The sequence below is a fragment of the Lentzea aerocolonigenes genome, assembly GCF_000974445.1.
Taxonomy (GTDB): Bacteria; Actinomycetota; Actinomycetes; order Mycobacteriales; family Pseudonocardiaceae; genus Lentzea; species Lentzea aerocolonigenes.
On record NZ_BBOJ01000022.1, the window covers coordinates 237,813 to 253,756 of the forward strand.

General features: G+C 67.8%; 21 protein-coding genes. 19 read left to right on the forward strand and 2 right to left on the reverse strand.

What is annotated here, in order from left to right; all coding sequences use genetic code 11:
* Positions 1-146 precede the first annotated feature (146 nt).
* The 10 genes from AOM45_RS37480 to AOM45_RS37520 all read left to right on the forward strand — a co-directional run bounded on the left by AOM45_RS37480 (position 147) and on the right by AOM45_RS37520 (position 8,329).
* Positions 147-470 (forward strand): hypothetical protein, encoded by a 324-nt coding sequence (locus tag AOM45_RS37480; protein WP_030470434.1) that lies wholly within the window; start codon positions 147-149, stop codon positions 468-470.
* A gap of 68 nt (positions 471-538) precedes the next feature.
* Complete coding sequence (locus tag AOM45_RS37485; protein ID WP_156094119.1) at positions 539-937, forward strand: hypothetical protein; 399 nt, start codon at positions 539-541, stop codon at positions 935-937.
* Positions 938-1,017: 80 nt separating this feature from the next.
* On the forward strand, positions 1,018-1,500 hold the full coding sequence (locus tag AOM45_RS37490) for a hypothetical protein (protein WP_156094118.1): 483 nt from the start codon (positions 1,018-1,020) through the stop codon (positions 1,498-1,500).
* 315 nt (positions 1,501-1,815) lie between these two features.
* Positions 1,816-3,192, forward strand: a complete 1,377-nt coding sequence (locus AOM45_RS37495) for a DUF932 domain-containing protein (protein ID WP_051784170.1) — start codon at positions 1,816-1,818, stop codon at positions 3,190-3,192.
* Positions 3,189-3,359 carry a hypothetical protein gene (locus AOM45_RS51340; RefSeq protein ID WP_156094117.1) on the forward strand — a complete coding sequence of 57 codons (171 nt, stop codon included), beginning with the start codon at positions 3,189-3,191 and terminating at the stop codon, positions 3,357-3,359. The genes AOM45_RS37495 and AOM45_RS51340 overlap by 4 nt, the downstream gene beginning before the upstream one ends.
* A 605-nt stretch (positions 3,360-3,964) precedes the next feature.
* Entirely contained in the window at positions 3,965-4,186 is a 222-nt protein-coding gene (locus AOM45_RS37500; RefSeq protein WP_030470430.1) for a helix-turn-helix domain-containing protein, read from the forward strand.
* Entirely contained in the window at positions 4,186-4,944 is a 759-nt protein-coding gene (locus AOM45_RS37505; RefSeq protein WP_201780147.1) for an adenine nucleotide alpha hydrolase family protein, read from the forward strand. The genes AOM45_RS37500 and AOM45_RS37505 overlap by 1 nt, the downstream gene beginning before the upstream one ends.
* 40 nt (positions 4,945-4,984) lie before the next feature.
* On the forward strand, positions 4,985-5,338 hold the full coding sequence (locus AOM45_RS37510; protein ID WP_236703967.1) for a hypothetical protein: 354 nt from the start codon (positions 4,985-4,987) through the stop codon (positions 5,336-5,338).
* An 851-nt stretch (positions 5,339-6,189) separates the two neighbouring features.
* Positions 6,190-6,648, forward strand: coding sequence for a phage terminase small subunit P27 family (locus AOM45_RS37515; RefSeq protein WP_030470427.1), 459 nt, complete (start codon positions 6,190-6,192; stop codon positions 6,646-6,648).
* Positions 6,611-8,329, forward strand: a complete 1,719-nt coding sequence (locus AOM45_RS37520) for a terminase large subunit (protein ID WP_236703968.1) — start codon at positions 6,611-6,613, stop codon at positions 8,327-8,329. Before AOM45_RS37515 ends, AOM45_RS37520 begins: the two co-directional genes overlap by 38 nt.
* Here the strand turns inward: AOM45_RS37520 and AOM45_RS37525 are convergent.
* Positions 8,326-8,958: a hypothetical protein gene (locus tag AOM45_RS37525; RefSeq protein ID WP_059362904.1), complete on the reverse strand. Its 633-nt coding sequence runs from the start codon at positions 8,956-8,958 to the stop codon at positions 8,326-8,328. The genes AOM45_RS37520 and AOM45_RS37525 overlap by 4 nt on opposite strands.
* A 42-nt stretch (positions 8,959-9,000) precedes the next feature.
* Here AOM45_RS37525 and AOM45_RS37530 point away from each other — a divergent pair, with 42 nt between their 5' ends.
* The 5 genes from AOM45_RS37530 (at position 9,001) to AOM45_RS37550 (ending at position 13,580) form a co-directional block, all read left to right on the forward strand.
* Positions 9,001-10,545: a phage portal protein gene (locus AOM45_RS37530; RefSeq protein WP_081902434.1), complete on the forward strand. Its 1,545-nt coding sequence runs from the start codon at positions 9,001-9,003 to the stop codon at positions 10,543-10,545.
* Between the two features lie 20 nt (positions 10,546-10,565).
* Complete coding sequence (locus AOM45_RS37535; protein WP_051784168.1) at positions 10,566-11,540, forward strand: hypothetical protein; 975 nt, start codon at positions 10,566-10,568, stop codon at positions 11,538-11,540.
* A 52-nt stretch (positions 11,541-11,592) separates the two neighbouring features.
* Positions 11,593-12,243, forward strand: a complete 651-nt coding sequence (locus AOM45_RS37540) for a hypothetical protein (protein WP_051784167.1) — start codon at positions 11,593-11,595, stop codon at positions 12,241-12,243.
* A 159-nt stretch (positions 12,244-12,402) separates the two neighbouring features.
* A complete protein-coding gene (locus tag AOM45_RS37545; RefSeq protein ID WP_030470421.1) occupies positions 12,403-13,401 on the forward strand; it encodes an SU10 major capsid protein in 999 nt (332 codons plus the stop codon).
* Positions 13,398-13,580: a hypothetical protein gene (locus AOM45_RS37550; RefSeq protein WP_030470420.1), complete on the forward strand. Its 183-nt coding sequence runs from the start codon at positions 13,398-13,400 to the stop codon at positions 13,578-13,580. The genes AOM45_RS37545 and AOM45_RS37550 overlap by 4 nt, the downstream gene beginning before the upstream one ends.
* A 10-nt stretch (positions 13,581-13,590) precedes the next feature.
* Here the strand turns inward: AOM45_RS37550 and AOM45_RS37555 are convergent, their stop codons facing one another.
* Positions 13,591-14,058, reverse strand: coding sequence for a DUF4145 domain-containing protein (locus tag AOM45_RS37555; RefSeq protein WP_156094116.1), 468 nt, complete (start codon positions 14,056-14,058; stop codon positions 13,591-13,593).
* A gap of 169 nt (positions 14,059-14,227) precedes the next feature.
* On the opposite strand from AOM45_RS37555, the gene AOM45_RS37560 reads away from it, so the two are divergent.
* The 4 genes from AOM45_RS37560 (at position 14,228) to AOM45_RS37575 (ending at position 15,927) form a co-directional block, all read left to right on the forward strand.
* Positions 14,228-14,584 carry a hypothetical protein gene (locus tag AOM45_RS37560; RefSeq protein ID WP_030470418.1) on the forward strand — a complete coding sequence of 119 codons (357 nt, stop codon included), beginning with the start codon at positions 14,228-14,230 and terminating at the stop codon, positions 14,582-14,584.
* 262 nt (positions 14,585-14,846) lie between these two features.
* Positions 14,847-15,176 (forward strand): hypothetical protein, encoded by a 330-nt coding sequence (locus AOM45_RS37565; protein WP_030470417.1) that lies wholly within the window; start codon positions 14,847-14,849, stop codon positions 15,174-15,176.
* A gap of 2 nt (positions 15,177-15,178) precedes the next feature.
* Positions 15,179-15,499, forward strand: coding sequence for a hypothetical protein (locus AOM45_RS37570; RefSeq protein WP_030470416.1), 321 nt, complete (start codon positions 15,179-15,181; stop codon positions 15,497-15,499).
* On the forward strand, positions 15,496-15,927 hold the full coding sequence (locus tag AOM45_RS37575; RefSeq protein ID WP_030470415.1) for a hypothetical protein: 432 nt from the start codon (positions 15,496-15,498) through the stop codon (positions 15,925-15,927). Before AOM45_RS37570 ends, AOM45_RS37575 begins: the two co-directional genes overlap by 4 nt.
* The last annotated feature ends 17 nt before the right edge of the window (positions 15,928-15,944 follow it).

The window sequence follows — 15,944 nt, forward strand, 5'->3', positions numbered from 1 at the left end:
CGAATGAAAAGGCCCTGGCAGGCTGCTAGCACAGCCCCCAGGGTGTGGTCGGGCCTTCTCGCGGAGCGGAAACCAAAAGAGGAAACTCCGAGAGGACGCCCAACGTGGAACATGCTAGCCCAACTCCCAAGAGACGCCTATCCCTCGTGGAGGCATACGAGCGATTCCAGTTCGCGCGCCAGCGCTCCGCCGAGCGGGTCACCGCACTGCACGAGCGTCTGAGTGAGGACGAGGACGTGATCCGGGTGCTGTTCTTCCTGTACCTGGACCTCGGCTCGCAGGCCGTGCACGAGCGGACCGAGCCGTCGAGCGTCTACCACGCCCGCGAACAGGGCTGGATCACCGGAGATCGCCGACTCGCGCTCACGGCCGAAGGCCTCGGGGCGTTGTGGGACTGGAAAGAGGCGCTCAGGCCGCACCTGCGCGACGAGCGTTTCGCGCAGCTCTGGCGGGACGTGATCTCGTGGTGACCCGGCCGACCGACACCGGGCAGGCCAGCACCACGGCGTCAACGCCCAGCACAGGCGGAATCCCCTCGATGCGACGCGCGTGCGGACGGCACGCACTCGTCGAGGCTGTCGACCTGGTCACCGATCCCGAGGCCGGACAGGACACCGGTCCCGAGCGCGTGACCCACGACTCCGAGGCCTTCAAGAAGCTGGCCGAGGACCTTCCGGTGCGACGCGTCCTGTGGATGCTGGCCTCCGGCTGGACCTGGCCGTGGCTGCTGGAGGACGTCACGATCCCGGCCGCGCGGAATCGGGCGATCAGGCGCGGCCTGGTGGCTCCGCCCGTGGGTGAGCCGGACGCCGTACTGGTCCCGTACCACCTCACCGACGCGGGCCGCGCCGACCTTCTCGACTGGATCGAGCGCATCACCCCGCACCGGCATCTGTCCGAGGTGGACGCGCTCTGGCGCGTCGTGACCTGGAAGTAGACCCGCTCGGCGGCGGCCGTCCTGGTCGCCGCCGAGTCCTTCACCGATCACATTTTCGTTGACGTACAAGGGGAAAGTCGTTGACTGACAGGGTTATTTACGTGCGGCTCAGCAGGGAGCCGGTACCGGCGTGCGCGTGCGGGCTGCTCCACAGCCTCGGTGCGCAGAGCACATGGGCGGAACAGGCCACCGACATCACCCGCTACGGCGAGGGTGTGCACGGGACGATGGCCGAGCGCGCGGAGATGCTGCGAGCACAGATCGAGCGTGACCGCCGCGCCGTGAACGTCATGCGGCACATCAACCGCCTCGACGGTGACGCCCTCCTCGTGACGATGACCACCACGCCCCTGGACATGGCGGATCTGCTGGCCCGCGAGATGGTGTCCTACTGCCACCGGCACCACCGCTACACCGTGACGATGGTCGGCTACGCGGTCACCATGGCGTGGATGCTGACCGAGTTCGAGCTGGCACGCATCGAGGAACGCATCACGATGCGCGCGGCCATGCGCGCGGCGACCGACCAGGCACGGGCTCGGGCCGCACGCGATGGCGGCTGACCCGAGGCCGCCGAGGATGCTCGACAGCGCGCGGGTTGCCCGGCAGGATGACACGCGTTCCTCTGGGATTTGGTGACACGAGTTTCACGAGGACAGGAAAGGCCTGCGAACTCCGGTTCGCAGGCCTTTTCTCATTACGCAATCACTCGCGCAAGATCGAAAAACAATACGCTAGACCGTTCGTAGTCTCTTTGTTCAGAATTCCTCTGAATTGCTTGTGTGGCCGTGGTTCACCAGTAGTGTTTGTGGTGTCACCAACTCCCACACCGAACAGCACCGTGAATGAGTGTTGTCCGAATCCCAGAGGAACAACCAATGACCGAACCGGTTAAGCCTGCCCAGAACACCCCGGCACCCAATCAGACCGCCGACAAGGCTCCGGCCGCCAAGGGCAGCACCAAGGCCGCCGCAGCCAAGGCACCCGCCAAGGCCCCGGCCGCTAAGCCCACCGCCATCAAGGCCGCTGCCACCAAGGCCGCCGCTACCAAGGCTCCGGCCGCCAAGGCCGCCGCCGACAAGGCACCCGCCAAGGCTCCGGTTGCCAAGGCTGGCAGCCCCAAGGCCGCCGCCGACAAGGGCGCCAAGGCCGCCGTGAAGGCGGAGCCGATCAAGGCTGGTAAGGACTCGTGGGCGAGGATCGCGACCCGCAACAATGGCTCCCGGTCGATTTCCGACCTGTTGAACAAGGCTGGATTGTCCGGTTGGAATGTGCAGCCGGAAGGCGTGGTGGCCCTCGCGCCGACCGGATTGTGCATTGACTGCGAGAGGGCGGTCGGGGAGCTGCACACCAAGGAATGCCCGAGCCTGGACGAGCCGGACGCGAACCCCCGTGTCATCAGGGATGACACCTGCATTCCGATCCCGATGTTGGGATCCTTCGCGCTGATGCGTGAGAACCCGGATTCCGAGTTCGGGTGGGACGTGCTCGGACACACCAAGTCCGAAAAGCCTCCGGTGCCGATCGAGGTCCGCGCGGAGATGCTGACCTCGATCATGAAGGAGACCAAGGCCAAGACCGGACCCGCCGGGCCGCTGTGGGAGGGCAAGGGAGCGTTCGCCAGCATCCGCCTGCCCGAACCGGTGATGGTGGGAGGCAAGGACCCGGTCGAGATCCGCCTGGTCCTGGTCAACTCCCTGGTGCCCGGCCGCAAGTCCCAGGTGATCATCAGCCCCGTCCGGACCGCAAGTCAGACCACGTTCCCGTTCGGCTTTGGTGAGCCCTGCCCGAACGTCTACGACCTGTCGGCCGCCGATGACAAGGACACGCGAACCACCGAGACCAGCGATGCCCTGAACCTGCTGAACACCTACACCGAGTGGTTCACCCAGGCAGCCAATGAGCTGATGGGCAAGAAGATCACCGATGACGAGTTCACCAAGCTCACCAACATGCTGTTCCCGTTCCCCGGTGACACCGCCCCCAAGGACAAGCGCGAGCGGCACAACCTGGTCTACGTAGCCATGAAGGCGTTGGTGTACGGCAAGGTGGACATCACTGCCGCCATTGCCGGGACGTGGTGGGCCGCACTCCAGGCCGTCATGATCATTGCCGAGCACCTCGACCCGGCCAAGAGGCTGGAGAACGAGCAGCTGGACGAGCAGGGACGCGCCGTGGATGTGCTGTTCAGCTCCAAGCACTACGTACACGACGCGTTCCGCATGGCCCGCAAGGCAGTCAAGGGCACCAAATGACCGCCGACCCGGACAGGCTGCTCCACCGCATCCGGGAGGCGTTCAACCAGCACTACCAGGGCAACCCGGTTGACCTGGACCAGCTGGCCGCCGACTGGGAAGCCCTGGACCAGCACATGATCCGCAGCAAGGAACACCCGCCGTCCGACTGGCCGCCGTACAACTGAACCCCCGACAGCCCCGGCACCCCGTGCCGGGGCTGTCTCATGTCCGAGGGGTGAGGCCGTGCCGTCCCGTGCCGCGCGCCCGTGCACCCGTCCGGGCTGCCCGAACACCACTACCACCGGTGGCCACTGCCAGCCGTGCCGTTCCCGAGGCCGCAGGGCCTACGGGACCAGCGCGCAGCGTGGCTACACCGGACAGCACCGATCCCGGTTCCGCCCCGCTGTGCTGGCCCGTGACCAGGTGTGCCGCTGTGACCGCCTGGACTGTGCCGCCCACACCGGTCAGCCGTGCCGACAACCGGCCACCGTGGCGGATCACTGGCCGCTCACCCGCCGTGAGCTGGTGGCCGCGTGCCTGGACCCTGACCAGCCTGCCCGTGGCCGTGGTCTGTGTGCCCCCTGTCATGCCAAGGCAACAGCCCTGGACCCACGCACCCGAGGAGGGTGGAACAGCCCGTGAGCCACGCCGCCGACGCCGCCCGATCCGGCCGCACGCCCCACCCAGGGGGAGGACCCTTCCGCCGCGCAACCGGGCACAAGCCACTGAGGGCCGTCCGGGTCCCGCCAGGTTTTGCCGACGCCCGAACCCACGTCCGCGGGGCCAGTGGGTGAGCACCGACGCCGGCGCCGACCCAGAGGATTTGCTCGACGAGATCGAGCAGGCCGCCGACCAGGTGGCCGCGTGGACCGCGCGCTGGGAATCCCTTGTGCGCCAAGCCGTCGAACGTGGCATTCCGCAACGGCGAATCGCGCCGCACGCGAACGTGGACCAGTCCACGGTGTCCCGCCTCGCCGCGCGTGAGCACTCCCCCGCCGACCGCCGTTCGTGATGCACCGCGCATCACACGATGCACCGCGCATCACACCACCTGGAGGTGACCCGCTGCCCATCGAGATCGACGGCATCGCGAGCTCGGAACAGATCCGCGCCGAGCTCGCCGCCGAAGGAAACCCGGTTCTGCTCGGCTTCAGCCGGGGCAAGGACTCGCTGGCCGCGTGGCTGGCGATGCGCGAAGCCGGGATCACCGTCGTCCCGTATCACCTGTACCTGATCCCGAACCTGCGGTTCGTCGAGGACTCCAGGAAGTTCTACGAGGACTTCTTCCAGACCGAGATCCTGAACCTGCCGCACCCGTCGCTCTACCGCTGGCTCAACGGCCTGCTCTTCCAGCCCCCGGAGCGGGCGGCGGTGATCGAGGCCGCGCAGCTCCCCGAACCCGTGTACGAGGAGATCGCGGACATGCTCCGGGAAGACCTGGGGCTCGCCGGCTCGTGGAACGCCGATGGCGTGCGCGCCGCGGACTCGCCGAACCGGCGCATGGCGATGGTCACCCACGGCCCGAAACGCGAACAGCTGCGCAAGGTGTCGATCGTGTGGGACTGGCGCATCGCCGACGTCCGCGAGGCGCTGAAGCGGCACAACTGCCCGCTGCCGCCCGAGTACGAGTGGTTCGGCCGGTCGTTCGACGGACTGGACTTCCGGTTCCTCGACCCGATCCGCCAGCACGCGCCCGACGACTACGAGCGAATCCTTGAGTGGTTCCCGCTCGCCGACCTGGAGGTGTTCCGCCGTAACCTCGCCGCCTGACCCCAACGCCGATCTGCTGGCACAGCTCAAGTCCACCGCCGTGCTCGGCGGCCCTGCCTCGAACGCGGACCTGCTCGCGCAGCTCAACGCCGAACCGCTGCCCGATCCCCTGCAGGACGTCGAGTACACCGGCGACCTCGCCGTCGACGCTGGCGCCGAGCTCGACGCCCTGGCGATCGGGTTCCGCGAACGCACCAAGCGCGAAGACGAACGCTTCCGCCTCGCCACCGACTCCGAGTTCTGGTTCGCCCTGTGCTTCAAGTCCCGAGAGGACAAGGACGCGTTCCTCAAGGCCGCGGGCCTGATGCACATCGGAGACAAGTACCTCGACGGCCGAGCCGCCGCCGCTGTGCTCGGCGTCGACATGCCCACCACCGACACCGGAGAGGAGTGATCACCATGCGAGGCCGTATCGGCCGACTGATCGCAGGCGCCCGCCGCGCCATCTCGCGCCGCGCCGCCAGCCCCTCGCGAGGCCGCAGCTCCGGCACCTGAGCCGCAATTGAGTACCCGCGATTTTGTGGTTAGGAAATTGGTACGGTTAGTACGGCTAGCGGGGTCAGACTGTCAACGTCTGTCTGACCTGCCGGAGCGGGTGACGCGCCCACCACGTGGGCACGCCACCCGGCCGGTACCACTAGGGGACCAGGACGTCGTACAGGAAATGAGCGATCCTGACGCCTAGTCCCATGAGTCCGACGACGTGAGTCGAGCCGCAGTGACAGCTGCGGCTCGGCTTGCGTCTCGGCTTCCTGCCGGAACGCTTGTCGTCTCGCCCACCTCGTTTGACCACTGTGTGCCTCCTTGCCGACACGACTTGTCGACGTAGGGGGTGTCGGCGTCCCCTACCCACGTGTCGTAGAGGAAGACCGAACACAGTTGCCAACCGAGCGATGCGGCAGCAACAGCAACCGCACGTACAGAAGCCTATCTGGCCGCTGATCATCGGGGAGCCCGATCGGGTGGTGGCTTCCGTTTCGCGGTCGTCAGCCTAGCGAGAGATGCCCAGGTGAACGACCTTCGCTTGCCCTAAATCGCTAATCCCACGCTGATGGCTGATCAGCGGTCCCCCCACTGAGTGCGTTCTGCCGACCAGCACACGCAGGTGTCGCACGCAACTCCACTTGTGGCGCTGGACACCAGGGTCGTACAGCAATCTTCAAGGCGTGCCGCCGATGTGCGCAACAGCTGGCACACATCTCGCACACAGCTCGCACACCTGCGCACATCGGCGAGGTGGTGCCGATGGGCAAGCGCGGCCCGGCCGCGAAGCCAACCAAGCTCCGCATCCTGCACGGTGACAGGGCCGACCGGATCAACGCCGACGAACCCGAGCCGCCCGAGGACGAGATCCGTTGTCCTGACTGGGCTTCCGAGGACGCGCGCTCAATCTGGCAGCGCCTCGCGCCCGGCCTGGAAGAACGCGGGGTGCTGACCGTCTGGGACGTGGACGCGTTCCTGCTGCTGTGCGAGGCACTGGCCCGCTACCGCTCGGCAACCCAGCTCGTCAACGGCTCCGCCCTGCTCGTTCAAGGCGGTTCGGGGCTGATGAAGAACCCGGCGTTGCAGGTGCAGGCCGAAGCGGAGCGCACTTTCTTGCAGGTCGCCGCGCGCTTTGGGCTGACGCCAAGCGATCGGCAGTCCATCAAGGTCGAGGTGGGCCGCGATGGCAACAAGGGCGGCGCGGACCGCCTCCTCTCCTAAGACCTCCCGCAAGACCGCGAAGTCCTCCCCGCGGCTTCCCGTGTGCGGCCGGGAGTTCGACGGATCGCGCTGCCGCAAGCGCGGCAACCACTTCTGTGTCCCGCGCGCAGATCACGCGCAGGCGTTCGCACAGGAGATCTGCGTCCACACGAAAGACCGTTGGGCACGTAAGCCGTTCATCCTCGCGCCATGGCAGCGAGACGACATCGTCAGGCCATTGTTCGGCGAAGTCCGTTGGGACGCTGAGGCTTCCTGCTACGTCCGTCGCTTCAGGATCGCGTGGATTGAGATTGCCAGGAAGAACGGCAAGAGCGAGCTTCTGGCGTTCGTGGCGCTGTACATGCTGGTCGGCGACGGTGTCGAGTCCGCGGAGATCTACGGCTGTGCGCGCGACACCGAGCAGGCGAAGCTGGTGTTCAACGTCGCCGCCCGTATGGTCCGGTTGAGCCCCGTTCTGTCTCGTCGGTTGCGGGTGATCGAGCACTCGGCGCGCATCGTCGACGAGAAGACCAACAGCGTCTACGCGGTCGTGCCCTCCGACGCGCTGGGCAACCTCGGCTCCAACCCCTCCGCCGTGATCTTCGACGAGGTCTTGACGCAGCCCTCCGGCGACTTCTGGCACGCGATGCGCACCGGCATGGGCACCCGGCTTGAGCCGCTGCTCATCGCCGCCACCACAGCAGGCAACGACCCCACGTCGTTCGCCAAGGCCGAGCACGACGAGTGCGTGAAGATCGCCGAGAACCCCGACCGCGCCCCGCACCGGTTCGTGTACCTGCGCAACCTGCCCGAGGACGCCGACCCGTGGGACGAAGCCAACTGGCACCTCGCCAACCCCGCGCTGGGCGACTTCCTTTCGTTGCAGGCGTTGCGGGAAGAGGCGATCGAGGCCCGCAACGATCCGTCCAAAGAGAACGTGTTCCGCCAGTACAGGCTGAACCAGTGGGTCAGCCAGTCGTCGCGGTGGATGCCTATGCACCTCTACGCCTTGTGCGTCGGCACGGATGCGACGTCCGCGGACCGGCTGCGGGAGCTGCACGCCGGCCGCCCCGCGTGGGGTGGCCTCGACCTCGCGTCCAAAATGGACCTGACCGCGTGGTGCCTGATCATCCCGGCCGGCATCGACGGCCACGCCTCCGCGCTGTGGCGGTTCTGGCTGCCCGAGTCGGCCGTTGAGGCGCTGGACAAGCGCACTGAGGGCAAGGTCTCGCAGTGGGTTGAGCAGGGCTGGATCACGGCCACGGACGGCGAGGTCATCGACTATGACGTCATCGAGAACGACATCACCGCGGACACCGGCCTGGTGCGGGTCGCGGACATCTCCTACGACGAGTGGTCCGGCGAACCCGTCCGTCAACGCCTCGAACGCCGCACCGGCGTCCCCATGTACCCCGTGCCGCAGACCTACAAGGGCATGACCCACGGCATGACCGAGCTCATGGCCCTGACCAAGTCCCGCGCCTGGTCACACCACGGAAACCCCGTCGCCGAATACTGCTTCGACTCCGTCGAGGTCCGCCACCCCGCAGGCGAACCCGACCTCATCCGCCCCGACAAGCCCGAACGAGGCAAGACAGGCAAGCGCATCGACGCCGTACCCACCGCCGCGATGGCTGTAGGAGGCTGGAAGCTGCGCGGCGCGAAGCCGAAGAAGTCAGGGAGGATGGTCGTGATGGGCTAATCGGTGGCCTCAAGATCAACGATCGTCGCACCAGATGTACCCAGGTCCCGGCGGAACGCCGCGATAAACGCGGCTGCCGTGCCGTCACGGTCCTCGTAGGGGCTCTGTGCAGACAGGACGTTCTCCACTTTGCCGCCCTTTTCCGTGAGCGCTCGTTGCAGTGGAAGAGCCTTCTGGTGAGCCTCGGTGGTAACCGCCACAACGTGGTCGGAAGCGATGAAGGCGATCATGGCAAGCGCCTCAGTCACGTCCGCTTCTGCCTTTGAGATCTTGTCTCGCTCGACCAGCTCCATCACGTCGTCAGATTTCTGGTTCACGCGCACGAACAACCAGTTGATGTGCAACTGGATCAGCCATTTCCGGTACGCGGCAAGGTACCTGGCGTAGAGCTCGATTCGTTGTTGGCGAAGTTCCTTGACGTTGTCGTGGGCTCGCTCGGCGAGTTCCTTTCGCTGTTCCCTTTCACGTTCGCGGCTCCAGCGCAGGTCCTCACGCTGTTGCTCGCGCTCCCAGCGGCGGTCATCGCGGCGCGCGGCAAGGATCTGACCGCCCCAGGCACCGCCGACAGTGCCGATCACGGCGAGAACGCCGAGCATGATCGTGACCCACAATGGCACCGACATTCCCATGTACCAACCCTAACCACTGCCCTCACGGGTGTGGATTACACGATGGTGGTGGTCTTGCTGGCCATTACCACGAAGTTCACGTTGTCACCCGAGCAGTGGGTGACCCGCCTCGCGCGGCTGCACAACCGGCAACTCCCCGAGCTCGAACTACTGGACGCCTACTACGAGGGCGAACAGCCGCTGTCCTACATGCACCCCGAGTTGTTGCGGCGCTTGGACTCCCGCCTGCGCTCGGTGGTGATCAACTGGCCTCAGTTGATCGTGGACTCGCTGGACGAGCGCCTGGACGTCACCGGGTTCCGGCTCGGCGGTGAGGCGGCGGCCGATCGGGAGCTGTGGCACATCTGGCAGGCCAATCGGCTGGACCTGCATTCCGAGCAGGCGCATGTGGACGCGCTCGCGCTGGGCCGCTCCTACGCGATCGTGGGCAGCAACGAGCGCGACCGCGCCACTCCGCTGGTGACGGTGGAATCTCCGTTGGAGGTCCACGTTGACCTGGACCCGCGCACGCGCGAGGTCCGGGCCGCGTTGAAACGGCAGTACGAGGAGGACGGCGACGGCTACACCGAGGCCTACGCCACGCTCTACCTGCCGAACGAAACCGTCTGGTACTCCAGCGACAACGGCGGCGGCACCTGGGTAGAGCTCAACCGCGACGAGCACGGCATGGGCACCGTGCCCGTGGTCCCGATCATCAACCGGCCGCGCATCCGCCGACGCCGCACCGCACCGCCCCGGCTCGGGCGCTCCGAGCTGATCAGCGTTCTTCCGCTGTCCGACGCAGCCTGCAAGATCGCCACGGACATGATGATCAGCGCCGAGTATCACGCGATGCCGCGCAGGTACGCGCTCGGCTTCGACAAGGACGACTTCGTTGACGCGCAAGGGCGACAGCTCACGCCGTGGGAGTCCGTCGCGGGTGTGTTGTGGGCGTCTCCCAAGTCCCCCAAGGAAGACGGCGTCAGCGTCGGCCAGTTCCCTGAGGCGAACCTGTCGAACTTCCACGACACGCTCAACACCCTGGCGCGCGTCGTCTCCAGCCTGTCCGGCCTGCCGCCGCACTACCTCGGTTATGCCACCGAGAACCCCGCCAGCGCGGACGGTATCCGTTCGTCGGAGTCGCGGCACATCAAGCGGGCGGAGCGCCGTCAGCGCACGTTCGGCGACAGCTGGGAACAGATCATGCGCATCGTGCTGATGGTGCGTGACGGCCGCATTCCGGCCGAGGCGCTGCGGATGGAATCGCAGTGGGCCGACGCCGCCACGCCGACGTTCGCCGCGCAGGCCGACGCCGCCGTCAAGTTGTACTCGGCGGACCGGCTGTTGCCGCGCCGCTTCGCTCGCCGTTCGCTGGGCTACTCCGACACCGACATCCGGGACATGGAGGCCGAGGACGCCGAGGCGTATTCGCGCGTCGCGGGTGGCGATCAAGCCTCGGAGTTCGGCCCGAAGCCGCTTCCCGAGCCACGCGAACGTGAGACCGCGGCCGTGTCGCTGCCCTCGCCGCGTCGTCCGGTCGGGCAGCTCGGCGGCCAGGTGCTCCCGCCGCCCGCCGTGCAGTTCATCGAGCCGCAACCGGCGATCTGACCATCTGGTGGTGATGCCCGATGACCGCGCCCATGACGGAAGTGGACGCCGAGTTCTACACCGCACAGCAGCGCATAGTCCGTACCGCCGCCAACCAGGCCCAGACCGCCTGGCGTGAGCTCGGCAGCGCGGCGATCGACTCGGCCGCCGCCGCTGATGTCCGTTTGCAGGTGGTCGCGACCCTCGAAGAGGCGCAGGCCGAGGCCGCATCGTTGGCACCGCTGTACGTCGCCGCCACGCTGGCCGCGCTCGGCGCTTTGTCCAATCCGGTCGGTGCGCTCGTGTCGGCGATGTTCTCCGGGCTGGCCGCCAACGGTCTGCCGCTGGCCGCGTTGGTGGACTTCGCGTTGCGCCGCTACCGGCTGGCTCTGCTCGCCGGCGTGCCCCCGTCCGAGGCGCACGCGCTCGGACTGGCCAAGCTGCTGACCTACGTCACGACCGAGGCCGCGGACGCTGGCCGCCTCGCCCGCCACGCCGCCGCGATCCTCGAACCCGAGCTCGCCGGATACGAACGGGTCGTGACGCTGCCCGCGTGCGGACGCTGCATCCTGCTGGCCGGACGCCTCTACACCTTCTCCACCGGCTTCCTACGGCACCCGCGCTGCGACTGCGACATGCGCCCCGTCACCCACGAGCAGTGGCACGACGACCGCCCCGGCAACACCCCACGCGGCCTGTTCGACTCGATGACCCCGGAGCAGCAGAACAAGGCCTTCGGGGTCGGCGACGCCGAGGCGATCCGGGCCGGTGCGGACATCTCCCGCACGGTCAACGCCCGCCGTAAGAACGCGGTCTACGTCGCGGGCGGGCACGAATACACCCTCGACGCCACCACCGTGCGCGGCCACGGCCGCCAGCTCGGCGAGCTGGCCAAGCAAGGCGGCCGGTACAGCCGCTCCCGCGTCCCGCGCCCGACCGCCGCCCAACTGGTCAACACCGTCCCCGACCGCGCCGAGCTGATCCGCCAGCTCCGCAGGTTCGGCTACCTGCGCTGACCTGAGGGTTTCCTGTTTCCTCCTCGCCCCGGAAAGGGGGTTTCTCCTCCCGTTGTCCCAGCCGACCAGCCCACCCGCCAACCCTGCCGAGAACCCGCCCCACGCCCCCGCACAGCCCCCGGCCACCCCACCGGCACAGCCACCAGCCCCCGTCACCGAGCCGCCCGCCGACACGTCCACCCCGGACTACAAGGCGCTCTACGAGCAGGCACAGACCAAGCTCACCAAGGCCGAGAGCACGGCGCGGGAGCACAGCGCTAAGGCCAAGCGTCTGGACGAGATCGAGGCCTCCCAGCAGACCGAGGCCGAACGCGCCACCGCCCGCGCGACGGCGGTGGAACAGCAGCTCGCGACGATGCGCCGCACCGCCGTGGACGCGGAGATCCGCGCTGCCGCAACCGGATGGGCCGACCCGAGCGACGCGCCGCGCTACCTCGACGACCGGGACCGCTACCTCACCGAGGACGGCACGGTCGACACCGCCGCCATCACAGCGGACCTCGCCGCGGTGCTCACCCAGCGCCCGCACCTCGCCCGCGTCGACGGCCCACGCCGCCCGGCTCCCGACCCGTCACAGGGCCAGCGCCACGGCCCTTCCGGCACTGCGGAACAGATCCGCGACGCCGAAGCACGCGGCGACTGGGCCACGGCCATCAGCCTGAAGAACCAGCAACTCGCCGCACTCGCGCGCGAACAGCGCTGACCCGCAACACCTTCTCTGCCACCACGAAACCTCGGCACCGCCACAACCGCGCATCTCGCGCAAGCAGGGACGGGCGGCCGAGGTCACGCACACGCACGCGCAACACTCCGCCGCCCGCCTGGTGACACGCCGAGGAATCCCTTACCAGCAAAGGATTCCATGCCTGGCGTAGCCGCCATTGCCAACACCTACAACAGCCCCAACTTCGTCGGCGAGTTGTTCGCGCTCACCCCGACCGACACCCCGTTCCTGTCCTCCATCGGCGGCCTGACCGGTGGCAAGCGCGCGAACGGGATCGTGCACACCTGGTCGGTGTACGACCTGCGCCCACCGGACCCGAACCGGCAGCGCCTCGAAGGCGGCGACGCCCCCGCCGCAGAGACCCGCGTCCGAGGCCAGGACCGCAACGTCCTGGAAATCCACCAGGAAACCGTAGGCGTCTCCTACACCCGGCAGGCCTCCCAGCAGATGTTCGCCGGAACCGGGTCACCGAACCCGAACGCGGCGAGCATCGGCGGCACCAACGCCGTCCTGAACGAAATGGACTGGCAGACCCGCCAGGCGCTCACGCAGATCGGCCGCGACGTCGAACTCGGGTTCATCGTCGGCAAGCTCCAGGAGCCCACCGACAACTCCACCGTGCGCAAGACGCGCGGCATCCTGGAGGCCACCAAGACCAACGTCCTCACCAACGCGCAGCCCAAGCCGCTGACCGAGGCGATGATCCTCGACCTGTTGCAGAAGGTCTGGGAGAACGGCGGCATCCAGGTCTCCGAGACCGCCACCCTGATGTGCGCGGCGTGGCAGAAGCGTCAGCTCACCAATGAGTTCGTCACCAAGAAGAACTATCAGGAGCAGTCGCGCAACGTCGGCGGCGTCGCCGTCTCCACGATCGAGACGGACTTCGGACGGCTCAACATCATGTTGAACCGGTACATGCCTGCCGACACCGTGCAGGTGGTCAGCCTCGACCAGTGCGCCCCCGTGCTGCTGGAGACGCCCGGCAAGGGCTTCCTGTTCTCCGAGCCGTTGGCGCGCACCGGTTCCACGGACAAGGCGCAGATCTACGGTGAGATCTCGCTGGAGTTCGGACCGGAAATCGCCCACGGCAAGGTCACCGGCCTGACCACCGCAGCCCCGGCCGGAGGTGGCGCGTGAGGTTCACCTCCAGCATCTACAAGGAACTCGTCGTGCACGACCTCGGCGTGACGTTCGTCGACGGCGAGGCCGAGGTGCCCGACAAGGCCACCGCCGACGCGCTACGCGGGCTGCCTGCGGAATTCGGCGTGCGCGCGGTCGGCGGTCGCCCGCCTACCCCAGCCTCCAAGTCGAACTAACGCCGTCGGGTTAGCCCGCGCCCGGACCCACAGGCTCCGGGTACCGCTCACTCACCAGGCGAAACGACGCGCCGATGGCGGGATAGGCCTGGCCGAGCGTCCACTGTGGCCGCTTACCTTCGTGGAGGTAGTTGTTGCGAATCTGGCGCCCGGCGTCCACCGCTTCAGCAGCCTCGGCACTGATCAAACCCTGCTGCGTTGCCCTCTGGATGTTCGCCTGAAAGTTGTCCCTGTTGTTGAGGCGTAGCTTCAAGGCAGCCTCAACAGCGAAGATCGAGAAAACCGCAGACCCGGTCACCATCGGGTACCGGTAGAACGACATCGCGAACATCTCGCGGGCGTCGTCCAAAAGGTTCGCAGGGCCTTCCGGTGTGGTGGACGTGATGACGAGGTCTTGGGCCACCTCTTTGAGGCGGCGGTAGGTCATCGGTCGTTCCTCGCCGTTGTCGTCGAAGCCCCCGATCATCTTGAGCATCATCGGGTCAGGGTCTGGCGGCGCGAACTCACCGAGGTCGGTTCCAGGCGGCGTCCACAACTTCATCTCTGCACACACTCTCTCAACTCGACGGAGTCGAACCGGTCAGAATATGCCGCAGGCTGTAGCCCAGCTACTGACTTCCATTGCGGACACGCGAACGGGTGATGCCATGCCATCACTCGCTCCTCTTGCCACCGCCGACGACGTCCAGGCCCGCACCGAGCAGCAGTTCACGCCCGCCGAGCGCGCCCGCGTCACAGTCCTGTGCGCGGACGCCTCGGCGATGGCGCGCACCCTCGTTCCCGCGATGACCGACCCGCCGCCCGCCACGGCGGTGGGCGTGGTCAGCGCCGCCGTCCTGCGCGCGCTGGCCACGCCACCGGAAGGGTTGAAAGACGAGGCGATCGGCGGGCACTCCCGCACCCTCGCGCACGACGGCGGCGGCCTGTACTTCACCGCCGATGAGCTGAAACTCCTGCGCCCACCCGTTCCGGTGCCGCGTGGGGCGTTCTCGATCTGGACGTAGCCGCCACCGTTGCCCAGGCCGTCACGCCGGCCGCGACACCCCACCAGCCCACGCCCACGAACAACGGCCACCACACCGACTCGGTGACCGCGAGCAGCACGTTGCCCACCGCGCAGGACAGCAGCACGAGCACCGACAAGCCGAGCACCGCTTGTGCTCCGCCGCTCGTCAGGTCCCGCTCGGCCATGACGGTTCCTCGCAATTCCCCCTGGTGTGGGTGTATCGCCCCTCGATCTGTGCCCTGTTACGGAAGGTGGTGAGGGTGCAACTTCCCCACATCGTGACCCTCGTAGAGCCCCTGGAAGTTGAAGACCAGTACGGCAACCCCAGCCCCGCGGCCGACTACGGCCCTGGCGCACCGCGCCGCGACATTCGCGGCTACATGCAGCCGCACACCTCGACCGAACCCGCCGAGACCGGCCGTCAGCCGAAGATCACGCGGTGGCGGTTGTTCACGTACTCGCCGGTCGGCGCGCGTGAACAGGTGGAGTGGCGCGGTCGGGTGTTCCGCGTGGACGGCGATCCGGAGATGTGGGAACCCGCGTTCGGCCGGACCCGGTTCTGGGTGCGCTTGGTCGAAGTGGAGGGCTGAGCATGCCTCGCGCTTTCGAGGGTTTCCGCGTCGACCGTGACGGCGTCGCCGAGATCCTGCGCTCGCCCGAGCTGGCCGCACACGTCAAGGCACTCGCGGAAGAGGTCGCGACCGCTGCCCGCTTGCAGGGCCACCGCGTCACCTCCGGCGAACTGCTGCCCGTCGACGTCCTGCACGACCCCGCCCCTGATCGTGTCGGCTACACCGTGGCGATCAAGCACCCTGCCGGGATGGGCATGGAGGCCAAGCACGGCGTCCTGACCCGCGCGGCCGAAGCCCTCGGCCTGGACGTGCACGGCATCGACACCCACCGCGACACATGACCGGCCCGTCTCCGATTCCGGTCCCTGTCGACGCGGTGGAACTCGTGCTCGCCGTGCTGCGCCCGCTGCTGGCCGCCCGCCCCGAACCCGTCCTGACCGGATTGAAGGTCGGCACCGAGACCGGCCACGGCCAGCAGGGTGGGCCGCCGTCGCTGCCGTGGCTGCGGCTCACCGAGGAAGGCCACACCTGGCGGTGGCCCGCCGTGCAACGCGTCGTGATCCGGCTGACCTGCTGGCACCGCACCGACCACGACGCGAAAGCCGCGGCCGGTCTCGCGCTCGCCGTGCTGTGCTCGCTGCGCGGCGTGCGCGGCCTGCTCGACGTGGATCCGATCGTCGGCCCGATCGCCGCACCGGACCCACACACCCGCAAGCCCCTCGCGACCGCGACGGTTGCCGTCCATATCCGGACACCTGCCCGCCCCTGACCCTGTCCCGCTACGGA

Bases quoted from the DNA above. Each gene is read 5' to 3' on its own strand.
- AOM45_RS37485 (WP_156094119.1), top strand. From the start codon at position 539: ATGCGACGCGCGTGCGGACGGCACGCACTCGTCGAGGCTGTCGACCTG.
- AOM45_RS37495 (WP_051784170.1), top strand. From the start codon at position 1,816: ATGACCGAACCGGTTAAGCCTGCCCAGAACACCCCGGCACCCAATCAG.
- AOM45_RS51340 (WP_156094117.1), top strand. From the start codon at position 3,189: ATGACCGCCGACCCGGACAGGCTGCTCCACCGCATCCGGGAGGCGTTC.
- AOM45_RS37505 (WP_201780147.1), top strand. From the start codon at position 4,186: ATGCACCGCGCATCACACGATGCACCGCGCATCACACCACCTGGAGGT.
- AOM45_RS37515 (WP_030470427.1), top strand. From the start codon at position 6,190: ATGGGCAAGCGCGGCCCGGCCGCGAAGCCAACCAAGCTCCGCATCCTG.
- AOM45_RS37520 (WP_236703968.1), top strand. From the start codon at position 6,611: ATGGCAACAAGGGCGGCGCGGACCGCCTCCTCTCCTAAGACCTCCCGC.
- AOM45_RS37525 (WP_059362904.1), bottom strand. From the start codon at position 8,958: ATGGGAATGTCGGTGCCATTGTGGGTCACGATCATGCTCGGCGTTCTC.
- AOM45_RS37530 (WP_081902434.1), top strand. From the start codon at position 9,001: ATGGTGGTGGTCTTGCTGGCCATTACCACGAAGTTCACGTTGTCACCC.
- AOM45_RS37535 (WP_051784168.1), top strand. From the start codon at position 10,566: ATGACCGCGCCCATGACGGAAGTGGACGCCGAGTTCTACACCGCACAG.
- AOM45_RS37545 (WP_030470421.1), top strand. From the start codon at position 12,403: ATGCCTGGCGTAGCCGCCATTGCCAACACCTACAACAGCCCCAACTTC.
- AOM45_RS37555 (WP_156094116.1), bottom strand. From the start codon at position 14,058: ATGATGCTCAAGATGATCGGGGGCTTCGACGACAACGGCGAGGAACGA.
- AOM45_RS37560 (WP_030470418.1), top strand. From the start codon at position 14,228: ATGCCATCACTCGCTCCTCTTGCCACCGCCGACGACGTCCAGGCCCGC.
- AOM45_RS37570 (WP_030470416.1), top strand. From the start codon at position 15,179: ATGCCTCGCGCTTTCGAGGGTTTCCGCGTCGACCGTGACGGCGTCGCC.
- AOM45_RS37575 (WP_030470415.1), top strand. From the start codon at position 15,496: ATGACCGGCCCGTCTCCGATTCCGGTCCCTGTCGACGCGGTGGAACTC.